Annotated in this window: 22 protein-coding genes; 14 read left to right on the top strand and 8 right to left on the bottom strand. The window is 50.9% G+C overall.

Translation table 11 applies throughout. The annotated features are described in order from the left end of the window. Positions 1-68 precede the first annotated feature (68 nt). Positions 69-731 carry a phosphatase PAP2 family protein gene (locus tag ACYVH9_RS06110; protein ID WP_460635412.1) on the top strand — a complete coding sequence of 221 codons (663 nt, stop codon included), beginning with the start codon at positions 69-71 and terminating at the stop codon, positions 729-731. A 210-nt stretch (positions 732-941) separates the two neighbouring features. Beyond that, the gene (pfkA, locus tag ACYVH9_RS06105) at positions 942-1,916 is read left to right on the top strand and encodes a 6-phosphofructokinase (protein ID WP_460635411.1); all 975 of its coding nucleotides are present in this window, start codon (positions 942-944) and stop codon (positions 1,914-1,916) included. A 2-nt stretch (positions 1,917-1,918) separates the two neighbouring features. Here the strand turns inward: pfkA and ACYVH9_RS06100 are convergent, their stop codons facing one another. Next, positions 1,919-2,689: a YdcF family protein gene (locus ACYVH9_RS06100; RefSeq protein ID WP_460635410.1), complete on the bottom strand. Its 771-nt coding sequence runs from the start codon at positions 2,687-2,689 to the stop codon at positions 1,919-1,921. A gap of 81 nt (positions 2,690-2,770) precedes the next feature. Between ACYVH9_RS06100 and ACYVH9_RS06095 the strand changes: the two genes are divergently transcribed. After that, positions 2,771-4,213 (top strand): redoxin domain-containing protein, encoded by a 1,443-nt coding sequence (locus ACYVH9_RS06095; protein WP_460635409.1) that lies wholly within the window; start codon positions 2,771-2,773, stop codon positions 4,211-4,213. A 63-nt stretch (positions 4,214-4,276) separates the two neighbouring features. Here ACYVH9_RS06095 and ACYVH9_RS06090 read toward each other — a convergent pair whose 3' ends face one another. Next, positions 4,277-5,188 carry a DUF58 domain-containing protein gene (locus ACYVH9_RS06090; protein ID WP_460635408.1) on the bottom strand — a complete coding sequence of 304 codons (912 nt, stop codon included), beginning with the start codon at positions 5,186-5,188 and terminating at the stop codon, positions 4,277-4,279. Between the two features lie 152 nt (positions 5,189-5,340). Beyond that, a complete protein-coding gene (locus tag ACYVH9_RS06085) occupies positions 5,341-5,787 on the bottom strand; it encodes a septal ring lytic transglycosylase RlpA family protein (protein WP_460635407.1) in 447 nt (148 codons plus the stop codon). Between the two features lie 265 nt (positions 5,788-6,052). Between ACYVH9_RS06085 and ACYVH9_RS06080 the strand changes: the two genes are divergently transcribed. From ACYVH9_RS06080 to ACYVH9_RS06065, 4 genes are all read left to right on the top strand, one after another. Continuing rightward, entirely contained in the window at positions 6,053-6,376 is a 324-nt protein-coding gene (locus ACYVH9_RS06080) for a DUF3276 family protein (protein ID WP_460635406.1), read from the top strand. Between the two features lie 175 nt (positions 6,377-6,551). Further along, entirely contained in the window at positions 6,552-7,655 is a 1,104-nt protein-coding gene (gene ychF, locus ACYVH9_RS06075) for a redox-regulated ATPase YchF (protein WP_460635405.1), read from the top strand. Positions 7,656-7,756: 101 nt separating this feature from the next. Further along, positions 7,757-9,007 carry a hypothetical protein gene (locus ACYVH9_RS06070; RefSeq protein WP_460635404.1) on the top strand — a complete coding sequence of 417 codons (1,251 nt, stop codon included), beginning with the start codon at positions 7,757-7,759 and terminating at the stop codon, positions 9,005-9,007. 32 nt (positions 9,008-9,039) lie between these two features. Further along, the gene (locus ACYVH9_RS06065) at positions 9,040-10,296 is read left to right on the top strand and encodes a lipase family protein (RefSeq protein ID WP_460635403.1); all 1,257 of its coding nucleotides are present in this window, start codon (positions 9,040-9,042) and stop codon (positions 10,294-10,296) included. 94 nt (positions 10,297-10,390) lie between these two features. On the opposite strand, the gene ACYVH9_RS06060 is transcribed toward ACYVH9_RS06065, so the two are convergent. Further along, a complete protein-coding gene (locus ACYVH9_RS06060; protein WP_460635402.1) occupies positions 10,391-10,918 on the bottom strand; it encodes a YbhB/YbcL family Raf kinase inhibitor-like protein in 528 nt (175 codons plus the stop codon). 265 nt (positions 10,919-11,183) lie between these two features. On the opposite strand from ACYVH9_RS06060, the gene ACYVH9_RS06055 reads away from it, so the two are divergent. Continuing rightward, positions 11,184-11,597, top strand: coding sequence for an META domain-containing protein (locus ACYVH9_RS06055; RefSeq protein WP_460635401.1), 414 nt, complete (start codon positions 11,184-11,186; stop codon positions 11,595-11,597). A gap of 66 nt (positions 11,598-11,663) precedes the next feature. Here the strand turns inward: ACYVH9_RS06055 and ACYVH9_RS06050 are convergent, their stop codons facing one another. Continuing rightward, positions 11,664-12,059, bottom strand: coding sequence for a hypothetical protein (locus ACYVH9_RS06050; RefSeq protein WP_460635400.1), 396 nt, complete (start codon positions 12,057-12,059; stop codon positions 11,664-11,666). Between the two features lie 443 nt (positions 12,060-12,502). Here ACYVH9_RS06050 and ACYVH9_RS06045 point away from each other — a divergent pair, with 443 nt between their 5' ends. Continuing rightward, a complete protein-coding gene (locus ACYVH9_RS06045; RefSeq protein WP_460635399.1) occupies positions 12,503-13,534 on the top strand; it encodes an SDR family NAD(P)-dependent oxidoreductase in 1,032 nt (343 codons plus the stop codon). Positions 13,535-13,591: 57 nt separating this feature from the next. On the opposite strand, the gene ACYVH9_RS06040 is transcribed toward ACYVH9_RS06045, so the two are convergent. Next, entirely contained in the window at positions 13,592-13,825 is a 234-nt protein-coding gene (locus ACYVH9_RS06040) for a hypothetical protein (protein WP_460635398.1), read from the bottom strand. Positions 13,826-14,050: 225 nt separating this feature from the next. Between ACYVH9_RS06040 and ACYVH9_RS06035 the strand changes: the two genes are divergently transcribed. Together ACYVH9_RS06035 and ACYVH9_RS06030 are read left to right on the top strand one after the other, a co-directional pair. Beyond that, the gene (locus tag ACYVH9_RS06035) at positions 14,051-14,500 is read left to right on the top strand and encodes a hypothetical protein (protein WP_460635397.1); all 450 of its coding nucleotides are present in this window, start codon (positions 14,051-14,053) and stop codon (positions 14,498-14,500) included. Between the two features lie 186 nt (positions 14,501-14,686). Further along, entirely contained in the window at positions 14,687-16,684 is a 1,998-nt protein-coding gene (locus ACYVH9_RS06030; RefSeq protein ID WP_460635396.1) for a S9 family peptidase, read from the top strand. 2 nt (positions 16,685-16,686) lie between these two features. On the opposite strand, the gene ACYVH9_RS06025 is transcribed toward ACYVH9_RS06030, so the two are convergent. Further along, positions 16,687-17,292 carry a hypothetical protein gene (locus tag ACYVH9_RS06025; RefSeq protein ID WP_460635395.1) on the bottom strand — a complete coding sequence of 202 codons (606 nt, stop codon included), beginning with the start codon at positions 17,290-17,292 and terminating at the stop codon, positions 16,687-16,689. Positions 17,293-17,301: 9 nt separating this feature from the next. After that, positions 17,302-18,639, bottom strand: a complete 1,338-nt coding sequence (locus ACYVH9_RS06020; RefSeq protein ID WP_460635394.1) for a hypothetical protein — start codon at positions 18,637-18,639, stop codon at positions 17,302-17,304. A 239-nt stretch (positions 18,640-18,878) separates the two neighbouring features. Between ACYVH9_RS06020 and ACYVH9_RS06015 the strand changes: the two genes are divergently transcribed. Genes ACYVH9_RS06015 through ACYVH9_RS06005 form a run of 3 tightly spaced genes read left to right on the top strand, consistent with a single transcriptional unit; the run spans position 18,879 to position 22,269 of the window. Next, positions 18,879-20,141, top strand: coding sequence for an efflux RND transporter periplasmic adaptor subunit (locus tag ACYVH9_RS06015; RefSeq protein WP_460635393.1), 1,263 nt, complete (start codon positions 18,879-18,881; stop codon positions 20,139-20,141). Continuing rightward, positions 20,134-21,594, top strand: a complete 1,461-nt coding sequence (locus tag ACYVH9_RS06010) for a TolC family protein (protein WP_460635392.1) — start codon at positions 20,134-20,136, stop codon at positions 21,592-21,594. The genes ACYVH9_RS06015 and ACYVH9_RS06010 overlap by 8 nt, the downstream gene beginning before the upstream one ends. 12 nt (positions 21,595-21,606) lie before the next feature. Next, a complete protein-coding gene (locus ACYVH9_RS06005; RefSeq protein ID WP_460635391.1) occupies positions 21,607-22,269 on the top strand; it encodes an ABC transporter ATP-binding protein in 663 nt (220 codons plus the stop codon). Positions 22,270-22,337 lie beyond the last annotated feature (68 nt).

Here is a 22,337-nt window from a genome sequence, read left to right as displayed (position 1 = left end):
TGGAATTATCGGAGATTACATGCTCCCCTGTGAACCGAACGGTTTTAACCGTTTAAACTTTCTGCACCATGACACAACGCATACGGTTATTGTTCTTACTCTGGTTCACGGCGTTTCGGTTAGTGGCGCAGACGCCGGGCGATTCCATCCCAACCGAGCGACGATATCCGCTAAAAACATTTATCGTTCCGGCGGCATTGATGGGCGGAGGAACGGCTTTGCTCGGTCACCCCACCCGCGAGCCCTTCCAGTCGACGGGCCACGTTAGTGCAGCCGATGATTACCTGCGGTTCGGGCCGTATGCGATGCGCGTGGGTCTGCACCTAGCGGGGGTAAAACCCGCCGTCAGTCTGGGTGATGAACTAATCGTGACCGTGGTATCGAATGGCGTCATGGGGGTAGTGACAGAAGGGCTCAAACGGACGGTTCAGTCCACGCGCCCGGATGGCTCAGACCGTCGTTCGTTCCCGTCGGGGCATACGGCGGTGGCGTTTACGGGGGCCGAACTGCTCCATCAGGCTTACAAACACAAAAGCCCCTGGATTAGTATTGCCGGATACGCCATGGCGACGGCGACGGGCGTGCTGCGCGTGGCCAATAATAAACACCATTGGGCCGATGTGCTGACCGGAGCAGGCATTGGGATCGCGTCGGTTAAATTAACGTATGCTATTTATCCGATTGTCAAGAGAAAGTTGCAGCGGCAGCGAAAACCACCAATCCGTCGTTAACTACCTATTAAGAATCAACCAGTTAAATGGTTATTTATTCTTAATGATTTTTTACTATGACGTATTTTTCTGCTTTACGTCTGCATTAAATTCGTTTTTCATTGGGCACATTTGTCGGTTTGTTCGAAAATGAAAATAAATTTGCGGTTCGCAAGCGAAAGACGAAAGATTGTTTTTTTGCACATTGAAAATTTAAAATAGACTTTTATCATGAAGCGCGTAGCTGTTTTTACTTCCGGCGGTGACGCTCCCGGCATGAATGCCTGTATTCGGGCGGTTGTTAGGGGAGCAGTTTACCACGGCGTCGAAGTGTTCGGCATCCGTCGGGGGTACAACGGAATGATTAACGGCGATATATTCCCCATGACGTCCCACTCGGTCAGCAACATTGTGCAACGGGGGGGGACCATCCTGAAGTCAGCCCGCAGCAAAGAGTTCATGACCCCTGAAGGCCGCAAAAAAGCTTACGATCAATTGCAAAATCACGGCATTGAAGGGCTGATTGCCATCGGCGGAAACGGGACTTTTACGGGTGCATTGAAGTTTTTTGAAGAATATCAGATTCCGACTGTCGGGGCTCCGGGAACGATTGACAACGATCTGTACGGAACCGATTATACCATTGGTTATGATACCGCCGTCAATACCGCGCTGGAAGCCATCGACAAAATTCGGGATACGGCGGATTCGCACGACCGGGTTTTCTTTATTGAGGTAATGGGTCGCGATTCCGGCTATATTGCCATTCAGTCGGGGATTGCGGGTGGTGCGGAACTGGTAATGGTACCGGAAGTGCTGACCCCCATCCCGGAAGTAGTCGAAACGCTGAAACAGGGCTGGAGCCGTTCCAAATCATCGTCCATTATTATTGTTGCCGAAGGTGATGTGGAAGGCAATGCCGTGGTGCTGGCCGAGCAAATTCGGGAGCAAGTTGGCGTTGCCATCGACATGCGGGTAACGACGCTGGGCCACATCCAACGCGGGGGCGTACCAACGGCCTACGACCGGATTCTGGCCAGCCGCCTGGGACTGGGTGCCCTCGAAGGTTTGATGGAAGGCCAGAAGAACGTAATGGCCGGGATTGTCAACAACGAACTGGTTTACACGCCGTTTATCGATACCATCAAACTACCGAAGCCAATCAACGAAGATTTGTTGCGAATGGTCCGGATTCTTAGTGTCTGATTCTACAGGTAATCCGTTATCCAATAAGCCGTGAAGCCGACTAACTCGTGCACAAGCCAGTAAAAGTCGCTCATGGCTTTTTCGGAGGGCAGAAACAGGTTAGCGGGTGAAAACTCGCGCCGTCCTCCCATCACAGCAACCGGATAAGGCGTCACGGTGATGTTCTGCTTTTGAAAACAACCGATGGCCCGGCGCATGTGCCAGGCTGATGTAATCAATACATTTTCGTACCCTTTAAACCGCTGCCGGAGCACCGGGGCCGAAAAGAGTGCATTTTCGTAGGTATTCCGCGAGCGGTTTTCCAGCCAGACATCCTGCGCCGGAACGCCCGCAATCAGCAGAAACTGACGGGCCAGCTGGCCTTCATCGGCGATGTCCTGCTTAATAATACCGCCAATTCCGCCACTGATCAGGATTTTCTGAATCTGGCCGGACTTGTACAGCAACAGCGCCTGACCCAGCCGATCCGACTCGCTCCCCAGGTAAATGCGGTCGCGGGGGTCCGCGTTGACCTTCACCATGCCGCCCGTCAGCACCACGCCTACCCGCGGATTTGTTGAAACCGGCAGTGCCGTAGGCCGGACTTCCCAGAGTAACGATAATTCATTGGTAATAAAACCATTGCCGGTAATCAACAACAATCCAACGGCGGCTATGAGGGCTTTCCGCTGGTAGGCACGGTTTTTGGTGAATAAGGCTATCAGCAAGGCCATGGTCAGCAACCCCATCGGCTTGATCAGAAATGTAAGTGCTTTGGAAAGAAAGTAGAACATCGTACATGCGAAGGCCAAGCCCTCAATCGTTATAAATAGTATCTTTGTATGCCCAACTCTGGTCAACCAACCGCTTTATTCATGAATCGACGGTTTTGTTTTACGGCTTTTTTGCTGCTATTCTCGGCCCCGCTCCTGCTGGCGCAATCGTCACAAGGTCATCACGTTACGGCCAACGTAAAAGGTCTGGCGAATAAAACCGCTTACCTGGCTCACTTCTACGGTCAAACCCAGTTTATTCCCCGCGATACGGCCACCGCCGATGCCAACGGGCGATTGGTATTTGATGGTGACAAAGAGCTACCCGGCGGTCTTTACATGATTGTGGTCGACGGCAAGCCAGTGCTCCAGCTGGTCATCGGCGAACAACGGTTTTCCATTGAAGCCGATACGGCCAACGTCATTGAGTCCATGAAAGTAACGGGCTCCCGCGAAAATGAGCTTTTTTACGGTTACCAGAAATTGATGAGCAAAAAGTACGGAGAAATCGGTGCTTTGCAAAAACAGGGTGGCTCGGCGGCTCAGCTAGCCGCCATGAAAAAAGAAGTAGAAACCTATCGCAAAGACTTCATGAGCCAACACGCTAATACGTTGACGGTGAAGTTATTCAAAGCGGCCGAAGAACCCGAAATTCCGGAAGCTCCCAAGCTCCCTAACGGGCGTCCGGACTCCAACTGGGTCTTTAATTATTACCGAAATCACTACTTCGACGGGTTTGACTTTTCGGATGATCGCTTATTGCGGACGCAATTTCTGCAAAGCAAGATCGATCGATACATCAAAGAATTGACGGTGCAGACGGTTGACTCGCTCATTCCTGCGGCCGATTATTTAGTCAATAAAGCCAAAGCCAACAAAGAAATTTTACAATACACGATCTGGTACATCACCAATCAATACGAAGAACAGAAGAAGGTGCTGAACACCGATGGTTTGTTCATCCACATGGCCGAAAAATACTGGTTGACCGGCGTGATGCCCGTCAGTGACCCGTCGACCCTCACCAGCATGCGCGAACGGGTAGCCATTCTGAAACCGTTGCTGGCCGGTAAAACACTGCCGAACGTCAGCTTGCAGGACACCCTTGGTCGCCGGAAAGCCCTGCACGACGTCAAGGCGGAGTACACAATTGCGTTTTTTTACGATCCCGAGTGTGGGCACTGCCGTGAGTCGGCCCCTTCGCTGCGGAAATTTTACGAAGCCAATAAAGCCAAAGGGGTGCAGATTTACGCCGTGGCCATCGGCAAAACCGAAGCAATCTGGAAGAAATTTATCCGGGAGTTTAAGCTTCAAAACCTCTTGAACGTCTACGGTCCCAGCGCGCCCGTCGATTACAAAAAGCAGTATGATGTGTATTCCACGCCCACGGTTTACGTTCTCGACAAAGACAAGAAAATTCTGGCCCGGCGGCTGCCCGTCGAAGACCTGGAAGGATACTTTAACTTCCTGCAACAGCAAAAAGCAAAAGCTGCTCCTAAAACCGCCACGATGAAAGATGCGAAGGCCAGTGTGAAAGGAAAGTAAAATGGTTTAAAGTATAAGTCAATTGCTCGTTTGTTAAGCCTCAAACGTTCTACTTTAAACGGCTCACTTCAACTTCGTCCGCTTTACCAGGTAGTTCGTCAGAATCTGGTCGAACCCTTTGGCAATATCGGCTTCGATGAAATCGATCCGGTATTGCCCGCAGCGAAGTTTCAGGTCCTGGTAGAAAGTCCGGATGGCCTGTTGGTAACTATCGCGCACCTGATTGGGCTGCACCTTCACTTTTTCGCCCGTTTCGAGATCGATGAATTCGTAAGGTCGTTCTTCAAACGCAAACTCCTCTTCGGTTTTTTTGTCCGTAACGTGGAAGATCAATACTTCGTGCAGGTTATGCCGCAGGTGCTGAAGCGCCGAAAACAGATGATCCACTTCCGACACGTTTTCAAACATATCGCTGAAAATAATCACCAGCGACCGCTTATTAATTTTTTCGGCCAGTTGGTGAATCACTTCAGCCGCCGACGTTTTCCGCAACGGAGCGGGTTGTTGCAGCAAGGTATTGAGCTGCTGAAAAATCTTATGAACGTGCGACGGTGTTGACTTGGTCTGCGTCTGAATGTCGATGCCTTCCGCAAACGTTGTCAGGCTGACGGCATCTTTCTGCCGTTGCAACAGATAGGCTATACAGGCAGCGGCCAGAATGCTGAATGTGATTTTCCCGTAACCCGGTTCGGGGTAATACATGGTTGAGGAGGTATCCAGCAGCAAGTGGCAGCGCAGGTTGGTTTCTTCTTCAAACCGTTTGACAAACAAGCGTTCCGACTTGGCAAAAACCTTCCAGTCAATGTAGCGGGTACTTTCGCCGGTATTATAAAGCCGGTGTTCGGCAAACTCGACCGAGAAACCGTGAAACGGCGACTTGTGTAAACCCGTAATAAAACCTTCGACCAGTTGCCGGGCCAGGAATTCAACATTGCCGTATTCCCGTACTTTGAGTAAGTCTACTTGCGTTGCCATAGTCGTAAAAATAAATATCGCGGTCAGATCATCAAATGAAATGGGCGGGGGATTATCAGCCCTGGTGCATTAAATTACGAATGTGCCTGAAATGCGACCGGAATCTACCGGCATTTAGTGATCGGACCGCGATACAAAAACGTCGACCGCGCTTAGATGTTGTCGATAGGAGCAAGCTGCGGTTGTAATTGGGCGTCAAACGGAGCTAAAACGGCAGCGGCCGTTTCAGTGATTTTCCGGTTGGCCCCGACAACCCGGATCGCCACATTGGCGATACCCGTTTTAACCATTCCCAGGGTTTTCGCTGCGCCATACGCCAGGTCAATAACCCGGCCTTTACCGTGGGGGCCCCGGTCGTTGATCCGCACGACTACAGATTGGTTGTTGTCTAGATTGGTTACTTCAACTAGAGTGTTCATGGGCAGAGAAATGTGTGCCGCCGTCAGTTTGTCATTCTGATAACGTTCTCCGCTGGTGGTTTTTTTCCCATGAAAGCGTTTTGCGTAGAAAGAAGCCTTTCCTTTCTGTATGAGACCCGAGTGGGCCTCCGTTGATTTCATGCCGCCAAAAAACAGCATAATCGTTACGATTAGACTCATACAGTTTGAGGTTTGGTGGAAAACAAAAAAAGGTTGAGCGCCAGACACTTACGCCCCACCTTCTCTGAAAACTCAAAAAATCCCTTAGGACAAAGATAACGGTAACCCCTTAAGAAACAATATGTTTTCTTTCTTTATTCTAGTGTTTGCGCAAAGCTCGGTAGCTGGGGCTATACGCTAAGAAAATTAATTTCAGGCAATATTTTTGCTAGTTATACTAATCCGCTTATTTTAGCGTTTAAATCACCCAAAATCACCATCGATTGTGGAAGAAAAAGAGAAAGAAAAAATCTTTTCCAAGCGGGTCCGGGCTGGAAAACGCACCTATTTTTTTGACGTTAAATCCACCCGTGCCAATGATTATTACCTGACTATCACCGAAAGCCGCCGACATCCGCAGGGTGATGGTTTTGTGTATGAGAAACACAAAATGTTTCTTTACAAGGAAGATTTTGACAAGTTCTCGGAGGCTTTGCACGATACGATTCAATACATTAAATCCGATTTGATGCCGGATTTTGACTTCTCTCAGTATGCTGCAAAAGACGAGCTGGAAGATGTTGGTGGTAGCGATCTGAAGTGGGATTAATGCCCAATCCATTCTTTTCCCTTAGCCTCTAATGCCCAGAGGCTTTTTTGTTTTTCGCCCCCGAATATCCGAACTTTGCGGAATAATTCAGGAAGAATGAAAGAGTGAATCGGTATAATTCGCTGTGTGGCTCTTTCACTCTTTCATTCTTTCATTTTTCACTCTTTCAAAGTTCATGAGTCTTCAATGCGGTATTGTTGGACTGCCGAATGTCGGAAAGTCCACGTTGTTTAATGCCATTTCGAGCGGAAAAGCCGAAGCTGCCAATTATCCGTTCTGTACCATAGATCCCAATGTCGGCGTTGTGACGGTTCCCGACGAGCGCCTGGACACCCTGGAAGCCCTGGTGAAACCGCAGAAAGTAGTGCCCACCATCATTGAATTTGTCGATATTGCCGGACTGGTGAAAGGGGCCAGCCAGGGACAGGGGCTGGGCAATAAGTTTCTGGCCAATATCCGCGAAGTAGATGCCATCGTGCACGTGGTCCGCTGCTTTGAGGATGATAACATTGTTCACGTGGAAGGCCGCGTCAACCCACTTTTTGATAAAGAAATCATCGACGCCGAGCTGCAACTAAAAGACCTGGAGTCGGTTGACCGTAAGCTCCAGCGGACTGAAAAAGCAGCCCGTGCTAGTGGGGATGCGAAAGCCAAAGCCGAACTGGAAACGTTGCTGAAATACAAAAAAGCTTTGGAATCAGGCCTCAACGCGCGCGCTGTCGATGTAACACCCGAAGAAAGCCAGGCCGCCGTGGGTGAGCTCCAGCTGCTGACTGTCAAACCGGTTATTTATGTGGCCAATGTTGACGAAAAATCGCTGCCAAACGGCAATCAGTATTCCAATCAGCTGAAAGAAATGGCGAAAGCGGAAGGGGCGGAAGTAGTAGTGGTGTGTGCCGCCATTGAAGCCCAGATTGCCGAAATGGAAGATCCCGAAGAACGGCAGCTGTTTCTGGGTGAATACGGCCTGGAAGAATCCGGTCTCGACCGGCTCATCAAAGCCTCCTACCGATTGCTGAACCTGATTACCTATTTTACGGCGGGCGTTAAGGAAGTTCGGGCCTGGACGATTCAGCGCGGCTGGAAAGCTCCGCAGGCTGCCGGGGTTATCCACTCCGATTTTGAGAAGCATTTCATCCGGGCGCAAGTGATCAAAATCCCGGATTTTGTGCAGTATAAATCACAGGCTGCCGTCCGCGAAGCCGGAAAGCTGTCGGTCGAGGGCAAGGAATACGTCGTGGCCGATGGCGACGTGATGGAATTTTTGCACAGTGCGTAATGATAGCGGGCTCCGGCCCGCTTTTTTTTTACCTTCCAAACCGTTGCGTGAGTTACGGAGCTTGCCTATTTTTGGGCAATTCTCCATTTCCTAACCCAACCATGCAACCACTCCCCCACTCCGGGCGAATTTACGCCCTGTTGTTTAGCTGCTTGTTGCCTTCGCTGACCAGCGTAGCCCAGAAAAAAAAGCCCGAGTTCAAAATCGGCATTTACGTTCCACCGCCCGACGAATTTGTCAACGACGAACAATACGGTTACCTCAAAGAAGCCCAGATTGACTATATTCAAAACGTTGGCGGCAAAGTCAGCGCCAACGAAGCGAGCAACCTGAAAACGCTTGATCTGGCCCAGAAGCACGGTTTGAAAGTGTACGTGCACGACGCCCGGATTCATGGCAACGCAGCCGACATCGAAGCGTTGGTCAGTCGGTATAAAAACCACCCGGCCACGTCGGGGTACATTATCTGCGATGAGCCCGACAGCGCCCGACTCGACTGGGCCATCCAAACCTACCGAAAAATCAGTACACTGGACCCCGACAAAACACCGTATGTCAACCTGCTGCCGGATTATGCTGTCAACAATTACGAAAAAGGCTACGTCGAACGCTGGATCGAAGGAGCAGGGCCCGAGAACTTAAAATACCTTTCATTCGACACCTACCCGTTCAAAGTGAACGATCGCTACATGAAATCGTATTACAACAACCTGGATATCATTCGCCGGGCGGGCCTGAAATACAACGTCAGCACCTCCTGCTACCTGCAGGTTTTTGGGATGGACAATGTATGGCGAATTCCTAACCTGAATGAAATGCGGCTGAATACCTTTTCCATCCTGGCTTATGGGATCAAAAATCCGGTCTGGTTTCCGTACTGGACCCCGCCCCGCTCCCAGCAGGAACCGTTTACGGGTAGCTCGGTGATCGGCCCCGACGGCAAAAAAAGTGAGCGGTTTGCCTATGTAAAACTGCTAAACACCGAAATGAAGCAACTGGGCAAAACGCTTATCCACCTGGATGCCAGGGAGGTATACCATACCGGCGACAGCCTCTGGATGGGAACGGCGCACCCGCCCACCGATTTTCTGTTGCTCCCCGCTACGGCGCAGACGGACGTGATCCTGTCTCATTTGAAAGACCCCGTTACCCAGGCCGATTACATCATGGTGGTTAATAAATCCATCACCGACAAAAAGGATTTCTCATTCCGGATCAAACCGTCGGTTAAAACTATCCAGGAAATCTCGCGGGTGACCGGCAAGCCGGTCCGAACTGCTTTTGAGCGGAAGAAAGGACTGCTTAGCGCGTCCTTTCTTCCGGGCGAAGGGCGGCTTTATCAGCTACATTAACCGACACAGGCGATACAGAGAAACCGAGGAAAATGGCGTCTTTGGCTGCCCACCGGGTTGTTTTTCACGATTGCCTGCGTTTTGAAACGCAGGCAATCGGTCTGAATTTGGAAATATGCCCGGAAGTTGCGTCTTTTCAGGCGTTTGCGCCAACGATCAACAAACTCAGTTTCATGTCAGCCCGAATTTTCCTACGGTTTTTACTCGGCAGTTTTCTGCTCTCACAAACGGTATTCAGTCAGAATCTGAAACCCGGGTTCGACAAGGCCGAATACATAGAGACCTTAAAGATCAACCAGCGGACGCACATTGCCGTCAACCGCTGGGCCGATAGTGTCTCTTTGCCCCCTCCCCAGGATTTCCGGTTTGTGTACCGGTCACCCCGGGTTGCCTTTGACAACATCTGGGATTTGTGGGTCCACACAACCAAACCAGTCGCCCTGATTGCCGTGCAGGGAAGCATTCCGACCGGAGCGAGTTTTCTGGCCAACCTGTACGCAGCCATGATTCCGGCCAAAGGTGAGCTGCACCTGACCAAAGAAACAACGTTCAAGTACACCCTGTCCAACGACCCCCACGCGGCCGTTCATGTTGGCTGGCTGGTGGCGATGGCCTATTTATCGGGAAGCATTGAGCACAAAATTGATTCGTGCTACAAAGCTGGCATCAAAGAATTCATTCTGACCGGACACAGCCAGGGCGGGGGCATCACCTTCCTGCTCAACTCCTATCTGGAAAACCGGAAAGCCGAAAACCGACTCCCAGCCGATATCCGGTTTAAAACGTATTGCAGCGCCGGACCAAAGCCGGGAAATCTGTTTTATGCCTACGACTACGAAAACAGGACCAAGGGCGGCTGGGCCTACAATGTAGTCAACACGGCCGACTGGGTTCCGGATGTTCCTTTCTCCGTGCAGACGGTCGACGACTTCACGCCCGTTAACCCGTTCCGGGGTGCCAAAGCCATGATCAAAAAACAGAAATTCCCTAAAAATATGGCGCTCAAGTACGTCTACAAACAGATGAGCAAACCGAGCCTCAAAGCACAACGAAATTACCAACGGTTTTTAGGAAAAATGATGTCCAAATCCGTTCATAAACAACTCCCCGATTTTAGCATCCCGACCTATTACAGCAGTAATTACTACGTCCGAACGGGCAATACCATCGTTTTAAAACCGACCGCCGATTATTTACAGAAGTACAGCAACGACCCCTCCAACCCCAACATCTGGCAACACCATTTTCCATCCCAGTATTTATACCTGATCGAAAAGTGGCAGGAATAGCCGCCCGAAAACCGTCTGGTTTATTGGGGCCGTTTGAACAGGCCCACGTATGCAGCTTTTCCTAGTACATGGCCCTCAATGGCTTTTAACACGTTCAGGCGGGTTGCCGACCCTTCGTTCTCTCCGCCGGGTTTTTTACGTCAATTTTGGTATCCAGCGCATACAGTTCAAACACGTAATGATGTAAAGGCCCCGAAGCCGCTGCGCCTGGTCCCCGGTAAGCCGCCGTGAACACATTGACTTGAAAACTACCGTCTGGAAGTTGTGCTCCGGCCGGGATACCTTCAGGCAGGCCGGTAGCCGTGGCCGGAATGTTCCAGACCAGCCAGTGCAGGTTATCGTCCGTTCCTTTGTTGCGAGCAACGTCCACATCGTGCATGTGTAGCACAAAGCTTTGTGTACCGACCGGCACGTTGGTCCAGTTCAGGGCCGGTGACGTCCCTCCGCCCGGTGCCGCGCCGGGTGCTGCCTGCGTAAATTTGATCGGAATAATTCCACCGTCCGAAAAGGCGGTGGTGGTCAACCGCATGGCCGGTGCAGCCGGAGCCGCTGTGGGTTGCTGGGCAAACGTGGCCGACACCGTAGCGACGAAGAGCACGAAAGAAAAAGATAGGCTTTTCATAATTCTCTTGATGGTTGGCTTAGGTACTAATAAAGCCACGCGGTCGAAAATCTACCTGAACCAAGCCATTCATTTACTTTCTAAACGTATGTTTTTTACAACCCATCGAACAGCGGTTCCAACCTTTCTACGCTTCCCTGAATCTTCCTGATAACTAGTACTTTAAAATCAATATAACATGCATTCATCGAGCCCTCCTCTACTGCTCGTCCTATTCTTAATCTGCTGTTTTTCGGCCTGTAAGCCATCCAAAGACGACAGCACAATGACCGGGAATACAACCGTGACCGCCATGCGCGCGCAACTGAGTTCGCTGGAGGGCGAGTGGAAATTGATCAATTATCGGAATAAGCTGCTGCCGGAAAAACAGCGGAATACAGTCACCCTAATTCTGGCCAACCGCGCGGGCGATTCGCTCCAGGTAAGCGGACGAAGTTTCGTGAATAACTACGGAGGTATTTTAAAGATCGATGATCAAAATGGGCTTTCGGTGCTGAAAAATAGCCTTTTCACCACCGAAATGGCGGGGCCACCCGAAGCGATGAACGCCGAATTGGAGTATTATCGTAACCTGCCGAAGGCGAAGTATTTTGCCTTCACGGACGCGGGAAACCTGGTGTTCTACCTTGGCGATAAAAATAACAAAGACACGGAACTCATGCTTTTCGCCCGGAAATAAGAAAAAAAAGGGGGAAGCTAAACTGGCGCTTCCCCCGACGGTGGGTACTCTGTTCATTAGTTCCGACTAGTACCGACGACCATAATAGCCCCGGTCATTCCGACGGTATTGTTGTTGGTAAGCAAATAAGCGTTCCCGTTGATGGGGAGTCAGCACTGACATCATCTCCTGGTTTTTCCGACGCAGGGTTTGCTGATAAGCATACGGATTGCGACGGCGGGCAGCTTCCATTTCCCGGTAATCGTACCGATTTTCGATCCGCTTCAACTCCCGCTCCTGCCGACGCGACAAGCCCACAATGTCATCCAGCCGATCGATGCGAATATCCTCCTGAATATCGTCATGACGTTCGTACCGGGAGTTCGGAGCCGGATACCGGTCATAGTCATAGCCACGTTGTGCCATAGCGGTTCCAGTACTGATTACGGCAAAAGTGAAGAGGGCGATGATGCTCGTTTTCATGGTTGTTCGTTTTTATTTGTTGTTTTATGTCTCTTAGAGTAACAACCCAACCCAACGTTTAATCCAGTTTCATCTTTTTTCTTTCATAACCGATTTTCACCGACAGTTGCCCCGTATTTGTTGATCATTTCCCCTCTCTCCTGAGAGATACAATAGGCCAAATTCAAGCGTATTGCCCATTTTCAACCAGTATTGTAGCCCTAATATTTTTTTTTAAAACCGGGCCAGTTTTTTTTCATTTCCCACGCACTCCAGGCATTTGTAGCGGTCGAATCAGCCGAATAACCGTTTCGGCTGAGTAGTAAAACCGACTTTTTCAATGGCTGACGGTTTCAACCACGTGCAAGAAATCCGGGTGAACTATTTGCTCAGAAAAACAAATAGCCAGTAACATTCCGCGACGCAGCGCGTTGAATACCTGTTGAGCGAAAAGACTAACTGGTATGAACAGACTGAATAAGAGCCGAATGGGCTTATGGGGATTAGCGGGGATTGGCGCTATTTTCGCGGCCCGCGCGTTACTGAATCAATGGCGTCGAATCGATTTTCGGGGCAAAACCGTGGTCATTACCGGAGGCTCCCGCGGCTTGGGGTTGGTGCTAGCCCGCGAGTTTGCGCAGGAAGGAGCGAATCTGGCCATCTGCGCCCGCGATCAGGCCGAACTCGAACGCGCCCAGGCCGATCTGGAATTAAATGGGGTGACGGTTTTTACGTATGTATGTGATGTTACCGACAGAGAACAGGTGACTACTTTCATCCAGACGGTTGAGGAAGAAGTTGGCACCATCGATGTGCTGGTCAATAATGCTGGTACGATTCTGGTTACCCCCGTTGAACACGCTACCGAAGAAGACTTCCGGGAAGTGATGGAAACCAATTTCTGGTCAGCCTTTCATACCATTCAGGCGGTTCTGCCCCGCATGAGGCTGCGCCGGGCCGGACGCATCGTCAACATTGCCTCGTTTGGCGGCAAAGTCGCTTTTCCGCACCTGTTGCCTTATACCACCAGTAAATTCGCGCTTGTCGGCTATTCGGAAGGCATGCGCGCCGAACTGATGAAGGACGGTATTTATGTAACAACGGTTTGCCCGGGACTGATGCGAACGGGCAGCCCCCGAAACGCGCATTTCAAAGGTCAGAACGAGAAAGAGTATGCCTGGTTCAAGATTGGCGATTCCCTGCCGGGCTTATCAAAAAGTGCCGAAGAAAGCGCCCGGCAGATCATCGAAGCCTGCCGTTACGGCCGGGCGGAACTAATCATTTCGCTGCCCGCCAAGGTAGCATCGGCCATCCACGGTTTGGCCCCCGGTCTGACCGCGGAAGTGCTGTCAGTGATCAACATGCTCCTGCCCGCACCGGGTGGCATCGGCGAACAGCGGGCCCAAGGAAAGGACAGCGAAAGCTCGGTCAGTCGTTCTTTCTTCGCCACCCTGACCGATGATGCCGCGGAAGCGAATAATCAATACCAATGGTAACAGCATAAATAAGCCCGGCATCATCTCTGATGCCGGGCTTGCTTCTCTATATCCCAATCATTTACGGGTTGAGTCTTTTGCCATATCCTTGTAATCCTGACGAGCCGAATCCAGTTCGGCCTGTTCGTCACGGACCTCGCTCGTATCGCCCTCGCGCTGAGCTTCAATGACATCTTTATAGGCATCTTGCACTTCGTCAGCTTTTCGCTCGGTTTTCGACTGGCAGGCTAGTTGGGTGGTGGCCGCCAGCAAGGCTAATGAAAGCCCGCATATCCATTGTTTCGTTTTCATAACGTGCGTGTAATTGCTTTCCAAAAATAACTCGCTACCCGACGGTTTGTTTGAAAAATCGCAACCAGTGCCTATCCGTTCCTGACTCGTCTGGTAAACCGCTGATTCACAATCAAACTCGATTGTACACACTTGATGAATCAATACTGACAGTTCATCCCATCAACCGTAGTTCCGGCGCTGACCCGCTGCTAGTTTTGCAACGAACATTAAACAACTACTCTGATGAAACAAGTACTGATTTTCCTGTTTACGCTGGTCGTCGTGGCCGCCTGTAAAAAAACCGAGCCCGAAGTAGAGCCCAAAGACCCCGCCAGCGCCGTGGCCGGAACTTATGCGCTGAGTTCGTTCTCCTACACCGCCGGTGGCGAAAGCATCGTGGATTATCCCAAGTTACCCGTCACCCAGAAAGGCGTCACCGTATCGGCCTCCGCCAAAGTAGAAAAAACCGGTTCTGAAACCGTTTTGCTCGTCCTGTTACTGAAAGCAACCGGTGAGCAAGAAAAAGAACTTGATCTGGGAGAATATACCATCAAGGAATCGGGCAAAACTTACGGTTTCTACACTGACAATGGTACACAGATTGCCGAAATCAGCGCAGGTCAATTGATCTACGAAGCCTCGGGCACGTCCGATGGAGAACCTGTTGAAATTGTATTTGAAGCGAAAAAATAAGCATTCATTTTTCTGAAAGCCAGCCTTCCACACCGGGTCGGCTTTCGGAAAAATAGCGCTGGAACCACGCATATCTGCATTTTTCTATCCATTCGATTTACCATTTAGATTCACAGAAAAGCACGGCTCGGATGCCGTGCTTTTTCTTTTTTCGTAACTTACCTTTCCATCCTGATATCCGTTGTTATGAAAAAAATTTCCTTGCTGCTGTTGGTGTGCTGGCTGGCCTTGTCGGCAACGGCTCAGGTGCCCGGTCTGATCGACCGCCAACTCATTTTCGGAGATCCGGAAATTACCGGTGCGCAGCTTTCGCCCAATGGTGCCTACATGTCGTTCATCAAACCGTATAAGGGCACTCGCAACATCTGGGTAAAAAAGCGCGACGAAGCCTTCACGGACGCCAAACCGATTACCGCCGACACGCTCCGGCCCATCAACTCCTATTTTTGGTCGCGGGATGGCAAGTATGTGCTGTACGTACAAGACAAGGGCGGCAATGAAAATTACAATATTTACGCTGTTAATCCGGCCGAAGCAGGACAAACCGTTCCGAAGGTGCGCAACCTGACCGATGCAAGCGGGGTTCGGGCGTCTATTTACCGGGTTCCCAAAACCGATCCGAACACCTTATACATTGGCCTGAACGACCGCGATAAAGCCTGGCACGACCTCTACAAACTCAACCTGACGACCGGTGAGAAAACGCTGGTCCGCAAAAATACCGACCGCATCACCGGCTGGTTCTTCGACTGGGACGACAAATTGCGGCTCGCCACCCGAACTGCGCCCGACGGCAGCTCCGAAATCATGCGGGTGGATGAAGGCACTTTAACACCCATTTATTCAACCTCAATTTTTGAAACCAGCTACCCGGTCGGTTTTCATAAAGACAATCAACGGTTTTACCTGGTCACAAATAAAGACAAAGCCGATCTTCAGAAGCTCGTGCTGTTTGATCCGGTCACAAAAAAAGAAAAAAACGTCGAGTCTGACCCGCAGAAAAAAGTTGATTTTGGCTCGATTGTCCTGTCGGAAGTAACCCGGGAGCCCATTTTCACGACTTACACCGACGACCGGCTACGCCGGTACTGGAAAGACAAAGCGTTCGAAAAAGATTTTCCGTTTATTCTGCGTGAGTTGCCGGGCATGGACATTCATTTTATTTCGTCCACCGACGATGAGCAATACTGGCTTCTGTCGGCCACGAGCGACACCGACCCCGGAGCAACGTTTTTGTTTGATCGCAACACCAAAGAGCTTACGTTCCAATACCGTCCCCGGCCAAAACTACCGATCAATGACCTGGCCCGCATGGAGGCCATTCGCTACAAATCGTCGGACGGGCTCGAAATCCCGGCTTTCCTAACCATTCCCAAAGGCCGCGATCCGCATAATTTACCATTGGTGGTGGTACCTCACGGTGGTCCGTGGGGACGCGATGTCTGGGGGTACAATGCGCTCCACCAGTTTCTGGCCAACCGAGGATATGCGGTTTTGTCGATTAACTTCCGGGCTTCTACCGGTTATGGCAAGAAGTTCCTGAATGCGGGCAACAAACAATGGGGCGAAAAAATGCAGGACGATATAACCTGGGGCGTTAAATACCTGATCAATCAGGGCATTGCCGACCCGAAACGCGTTGGCATCATGGGTGGTTCCTACGGTGGCTATGCGACCCTGGCTGGTTTGGCTTTTACACCCGACGTGTATGCAGCCGGTGTCGCCATTGTTGCCCCCTCCAACATCATCACCCTGCTGAACTCCATTCCACCGTATTGGGAATCTGTCCGGAAAATGTTTTACGAACGCATGGGCGACCCGAACACGCCCGAAGGCAAAGCACAGTTGATGAAACAATCGCCGGTCAACTCCGCCGATAAGATCAAAACACCCTTGCTGGTGGTTCAGGGCGCCAACGACCCGCGGGTCAACAAAGCGGAATCCGATCAGATTGTGGTGGCCCTCCGCGATCGTGGTTTCCCGGTTGAATACCTCTGCGCGCCCGATGAAGGGCACGGTTTTGCACGGCCCGTCAACAACATGGCGATGCTCGCCCTGGCGGAGAAATTTCTGGCCAAACACCTCGGCGGACGATTTCAGGAATCCATGCCCGAGGACGTTGCTAATCGGCTGAAGGAAATTACAGTAGACGTAAAAACCGTTCAGTTGGCAAAGAAGAAGTAAGCCTAAAACCGTGCACCGACTCCAATGCTCAGCAGCGGAATCATTTCGCCATCGATAAGGAAGTTCTGGCGTAAACCAAGGCTAACGTGTTGGGTCACTTTGAAATCGTAACCAAGTAGAAAATTAAAACTGGGGCTAGTTCGGCGACCGCTCATGATCATATACCCATTCGGATTACTCATCGTCCAGAATTGGGTATAGGCATTGTACTGAATACCAGCCCCACCGCCGATTAGCAAAAGGTTTTTCAGGTCATTGACCGGTGCCCAGGCCACGCTCACATAGCCTGCAACAATAGACTCGTGCTGCACCCGTTTGCCTTTCAAAGAAGCGGGTACCAGCACATTTTGGGCCCAATTGACATGAATCTCGTTTTTAAATCCCTCGTGTCGAGTCAGATACTGGATATTTGCACTCAGATAAAGCCGTTTTTTCAATTCGCGCAGGTACTCACTCGAAAACGTTAGCCCGCCTTTCATCCCCGAGCCTTCGCCCAGGTACGGCCAATGCGTCCCAATACCAACCCGTATACTGTTTTTCGTGACCGCCTGGCCAGAAACAGGGACATAACCCATACTTACCAGAAGCAGGAATAGTAAAAGTTTCATTTTCACAGGTTATTGTACGTCAATGATGCGCTCGTATACTTCACTCGAAACAAGTTCGCCCGTTTTCGGGTCTTTCAGCAGAAGCCGTACTTCGTATTTCCCCTGGGGCATCGAATCCGGTATAATTACGTAAGCAGGGTTCATAAAATCCCGGTACAGTACGATAGGAAGATCGTATTTTTCGGCTGTATGCCCAACCCGCGAAAATTGTAATCGCTCATCCAGCCGAACCGGGTCAGGTTGCAGGCCAGCGGTAGAAGGCGCATAATTGACACCCACCTTTGCGCCCCGCTTAAACGGATAACTGTCGTAATTCATACATGGCAGATAACTACCGAGCCCCATTAAAACGGGCTGCCCTTTATGACGCAGAATCGTCAGTTTCATACAAGTGATCTCCTTTCCCTGATCAAAAAGCTTTATAAAATAGACCCCGGGATCAAGCACAGGAGGAACGACGGTAAACCCCGTACCATTCGTAAAAAAATCGGTTAAAACAGGATGGTAGCTTTTCTCTTGACCCTCAATAGTCAGCGAGGCATCACCCTGGAATAAATTATACCCGTCGATTCGAAACGGTTCGCCGGGCAAAACACCCCACAACCCCGAGCTCATTCTCAGCCAGGCTTCTCCTTTTTTTATCACCAACGGCTGCGGTACGGCCACAACCGTACTGTCTTTCTGCACTAACTCCAACGTATACCGCCCGGGCGGCAACTGACGCGTGCTGGACAAACGAAGTTGATTTGCAACCTCTGTATGGTAAAAAAAGACACAATTGCTCGAAGAAGATTCATGCAGCAAACTGATTTTTTCCGGACCGCCTTCGCGGGTCACAAGCGCATCGACGACTGGCACACTCCCGTACAAATTTTCGAAAGGAATTGTTACCATACTCAGATCCCCCAGAATCATCTCAAGCGGAGCGGTCGGATTGGGAGTTAGCTTTCCGGCCGAACGGGTTTCAATCCGGTATTCAACCGGAAAATCCTCCGGCGAATACGGGGTTTTCTGCAAAACAATTCGTGGCTCGTAACACCTGGATAGGTGCCGGGCCCTCAGATAACCGTCTTTTATGCCATCGACAATTCGGGTATCCGCCGACAACTTATAAGTGGCTTTGATCTCATCCGCCGGGAAAGTCGATGGCATAAGAATCGTTACGATTCTTTTTTCCTGATCGATGGTAATATTTTTATCGGGGATACCCGCGAGATGCAATTCCAAAAGCTTTCTTCCGGCTGCCGAAGGCTCGGGTTCGTCAGCATTACGTTTGCACCGAACCAATCCCATTGCCAGGCTGACGAGGGCCAGCGTAACCATCAAAAAACGTAAAGATGGATGCATGAGTAATGAGGTTTAGGATTCTGCCACGTTTAGCTGACACCTTTTTGGACCAAATCGTTGTAATATATCATTATATTTAAATGCGACATCAATCACATGCTACATAGCGCTGTTCAAAACCGCACAAACCGTGCGAAACCGCACAGTTTCGCTTAAGCGCCTACAGAATAGACTCCTAAAAATCAGCAATTTACCCACTGGCATACCGTTTGAATTACCTCTGTCAACGTAAACAACAAATGGACAGAGAACTTGCCCCCGAAATCATCAAACGAAGTCGCACCAAAACTTACACGTTCGTGGCAGTCGGATTGGTAGGTGCGGCCATCGCGATTTATTTCTTCCGGAATGTCCTGAAGACCTCCGTCGAAGCCGCCCGCATCCGAACGGCAACGGCGGAGGTGGGGCCCGTCGAAAATTCCCTGAGCGCAACGGGCGAAGTGATTCCGGCCTATGAACAGATTATTACCAGCCCCATCCGCGCCAGCATCCGGCGGGTTTTACTCACGCCCGGCACGCAGGTTCGGTCCGGTCAGGCCATTTTGGACCTCGACAAATCATTGACGATCATCGACTACGAAAAGATGCAGGATCAGCTGGCGCTCAAACGCAACAGCATTGAGCAGCTGCGGATGAAATTGAACAAAAACCTGTTCGACGCCGAAGCCGATGACCAAATCAAATCCCTGAATATCAATCGACTGAAAGCCGAACTCGAAGACACGCGACGTTTACTAAAAGTTGGAGGGCGAACGCAGGAAGACGTAACGCTCGCAGAAAACAACCTGCGTATCGCCGAACTGGAAAAGAAAAAACTCGAAAACGATCTGGCTTACAACCGCCAGTCGATGAGCGCCAGTCTGAAGGAATCAACGTTACAGGCGCAAATCGAGGAGAAAAATCTGAAAGAACTAGACCACAAACTGAATCAGGCCAACATCATTGCCGACCGCCCGGGTGTGTTGACCTGGGTCAACGAAAATATTGGCTCGGCAGTCAACGAAGGCGAAATGCTGGTTAAGATGGCCGATTTGGGCAGCTTCCGGGTTGAGGGCTCCTGCTCGGATGTTTACGCAGATCAGGTCAAAACAGGGTTGCCCGTCATTGTAAAAATCAACGACACCAACCTGCGCGGTACGATTACTCAGGTAAAACCGTCGGTCAAAAATGGCGTAGTGCAGTTTGTCGTGCAACTGGACGACAACCGGCATTCGTCGCTGCGACCCAACATGAAAGTCGAGGTGTTTGTGGTCACAAACCGCACCGCCAAAGCCGTTCGGGTGGCCAACGGACCGGCGTTCAAAGGCAGGAAACGGCAGTCTGTATACGTTCTGAACAATAAAGGTGTTGCCCAACGGCGGGAAGTGGAAACCGGTTTATCGAACTTCGATTACGTTGAGATCAGAAACGGGATTCAGCCCGGCGAGAAGGTCATCATCACCGACCTGAGCGAATTCGATCATTTGCAGGAAATTACCATCGACAACAGCAGCCATGAATAACGAAAAGCTCCTGGTGGTGGTAGGATTGCTGTTTCGCTTCCTGCTCGGTCCCACGGCAGCCCTTGCGCAACCGCAGCACTTGACACTTGACGATGTAGTGCAAATGGCCAAAGCGCAGTCCATTGCGGCTAAACAGGCCGCCACGCAAAAGCAGACCAATTACTGGCAATACCGTTCGTTTCTGGCGGATTTTAAGCCCCAACTAAGTCTCGACGGTTTTTTACCCAGTTTCGAGCGGTCGTTTATCGAGGTAACGCAGCCGGACGGCACCATCAGCTTTCAGCCCATTTCCAATAACAATTCTGTGCTGAATCTAGCACTCAGCCAGAACATTGCCCTGACCGGCGGGTCGGTGTATGTGCAGAAACAACTGCAACGGTTCGACGATTTTCAACGCAAAAACCGCCTTTACAACGGAATTCCGTTTGCGGTGGGCGTCAGACAACCGCTGTTTCAGTTCAACGCCATGAAGTGGAACCGGAAAATTGAACCGTTGAAATTTGAAGAAAGCAACCAGCAGTTTATCGAATCGATGGAACAGGTGACCGTTGACGCTACGGGGTTGTATTTTGAACTGCTGGTTGCGCAGGTCAATTTACAGATTGCCGAAAAAAACCTGAGCAACACCGACACCCTCTACAAAATTGCCCAGCATAAGCTCGAATTGGGGAAGATTTCGCAGAACGACCTGCTGCAACTGCAACTCAGCGTGCTGACGGCCAAAAAAGATTACGCTTCCGCCCGACAAAATGCCGAAATTGCCTCCCTGCGGCTACGGTCATACATGGGCTACCGCGACGAACAGGCGTTGCTGTTGGCGGTGCCGACCCAGGTCATTGAGCTGACCATCGACGTCAAAAAAGCCCTTCAGGAAGCGTTTAGCAACCGCTCCGATGCCATCGCGTTTCGGCGAAAACTGCTGGAAGCCCAGCGCGACGTAGACAAAGCGCGCAAAGACAACGGTCTGAATGCCACCCTGGATGCTTCCTTTGGTTTATCGAACCGGGGAGCTCAGCTGGGCGATGTATACATCCGTCCGCAAGACCGGGAATACCTGCAAATTCAGTTTGTGCTGCCCATCATGACCTGGGGACGTGCCCAGGCCCGTACCGAAACCGCCAAAGCCAATCAGCAGCTGGCCACCCAATCGGTGGAACAGGACAAACTGACGTTTGAGCAGGCGATTTACACCCAGGTAACGCTGTTGCAAATGCTGCAACAGCAGGTTAAACTCACCGCCGAAGCCGACAACATCGGGCAACAACGGTATCAGATTGCCCAAAACCGCTTTATGCTGAGCGACCTGAGCGTAACGGACCTTGGCATTGCCATGCAGGAAAAAGACCGCGCCCGGCGCGACGCCATCCTGGCCCTGCGTGATTACTGGACCGCTTTTTACACCATTCGCCTGCTGACCCTGTACGATTTTGAACGAAACGAAAAGATAAAATAACCGACAAATACGATGATCAACCTCACAAACATCGAAAAAGTGTACCGCACCAGCAGCATCGAGACGCTGGCGCTGAACAACATCAACCTCAACATCCGCCAGGGCGAATTTGTCTCCATCATGGGGCCGTCGGGTTGCGGCAAATCCACGCTGCTCAACATCATGGGTTTGCTCGACGAACCGTCGAAAGGAACCGTGGAACTGGACGGCCAACCGGTTGCTTCGTACCGCGACAAGGAACTGGCGCACCTCCGGAATCAGAAGATCGGATTCATCTTCCAGAGCTTCCACCTGATCAACGATTTATCGGTGGTCGACAACGTGGAAATTCCGTTACTATATCGGTCGTCCAACGGCAAGCCCCGCCAGCAATACGCCAAAGAAGCGCTGGAAAAAGTGGGCCTGAGCAACCGCATCAAGCACTTCCCGAAGCAGTTGTCGGGTGGTCAGAAGCAACGCGTCGCCATTGCCCGTGCCATTGTGGGCAAACCTGAAATCATTCTGGCCGACGAACCCACCGGCAACCTCGACAGCGCGATGGGCAACGAAATTATGAACATCCTGCAAAGCCTGAATCAGGAAGGCGCTACCATCGTGATGGTTACCCACGACGAAAGCATGGCCAAACGCACCCACCGGCTCATCCGGCTTTTCGATGGCACACAGGTTTTATAAAGCGTGCAAGAGTGAAAAGGTAGCCGCGTCGCCATTGACCTGCTCACTCCTCGCTCTTTCGCTCATCC

It is taken from the genome of Larkinella harenae, from assembly GCF_054780515.1.
This window is presented reverse-complemented; position numbering and strand designations above follow the sequence as displayed.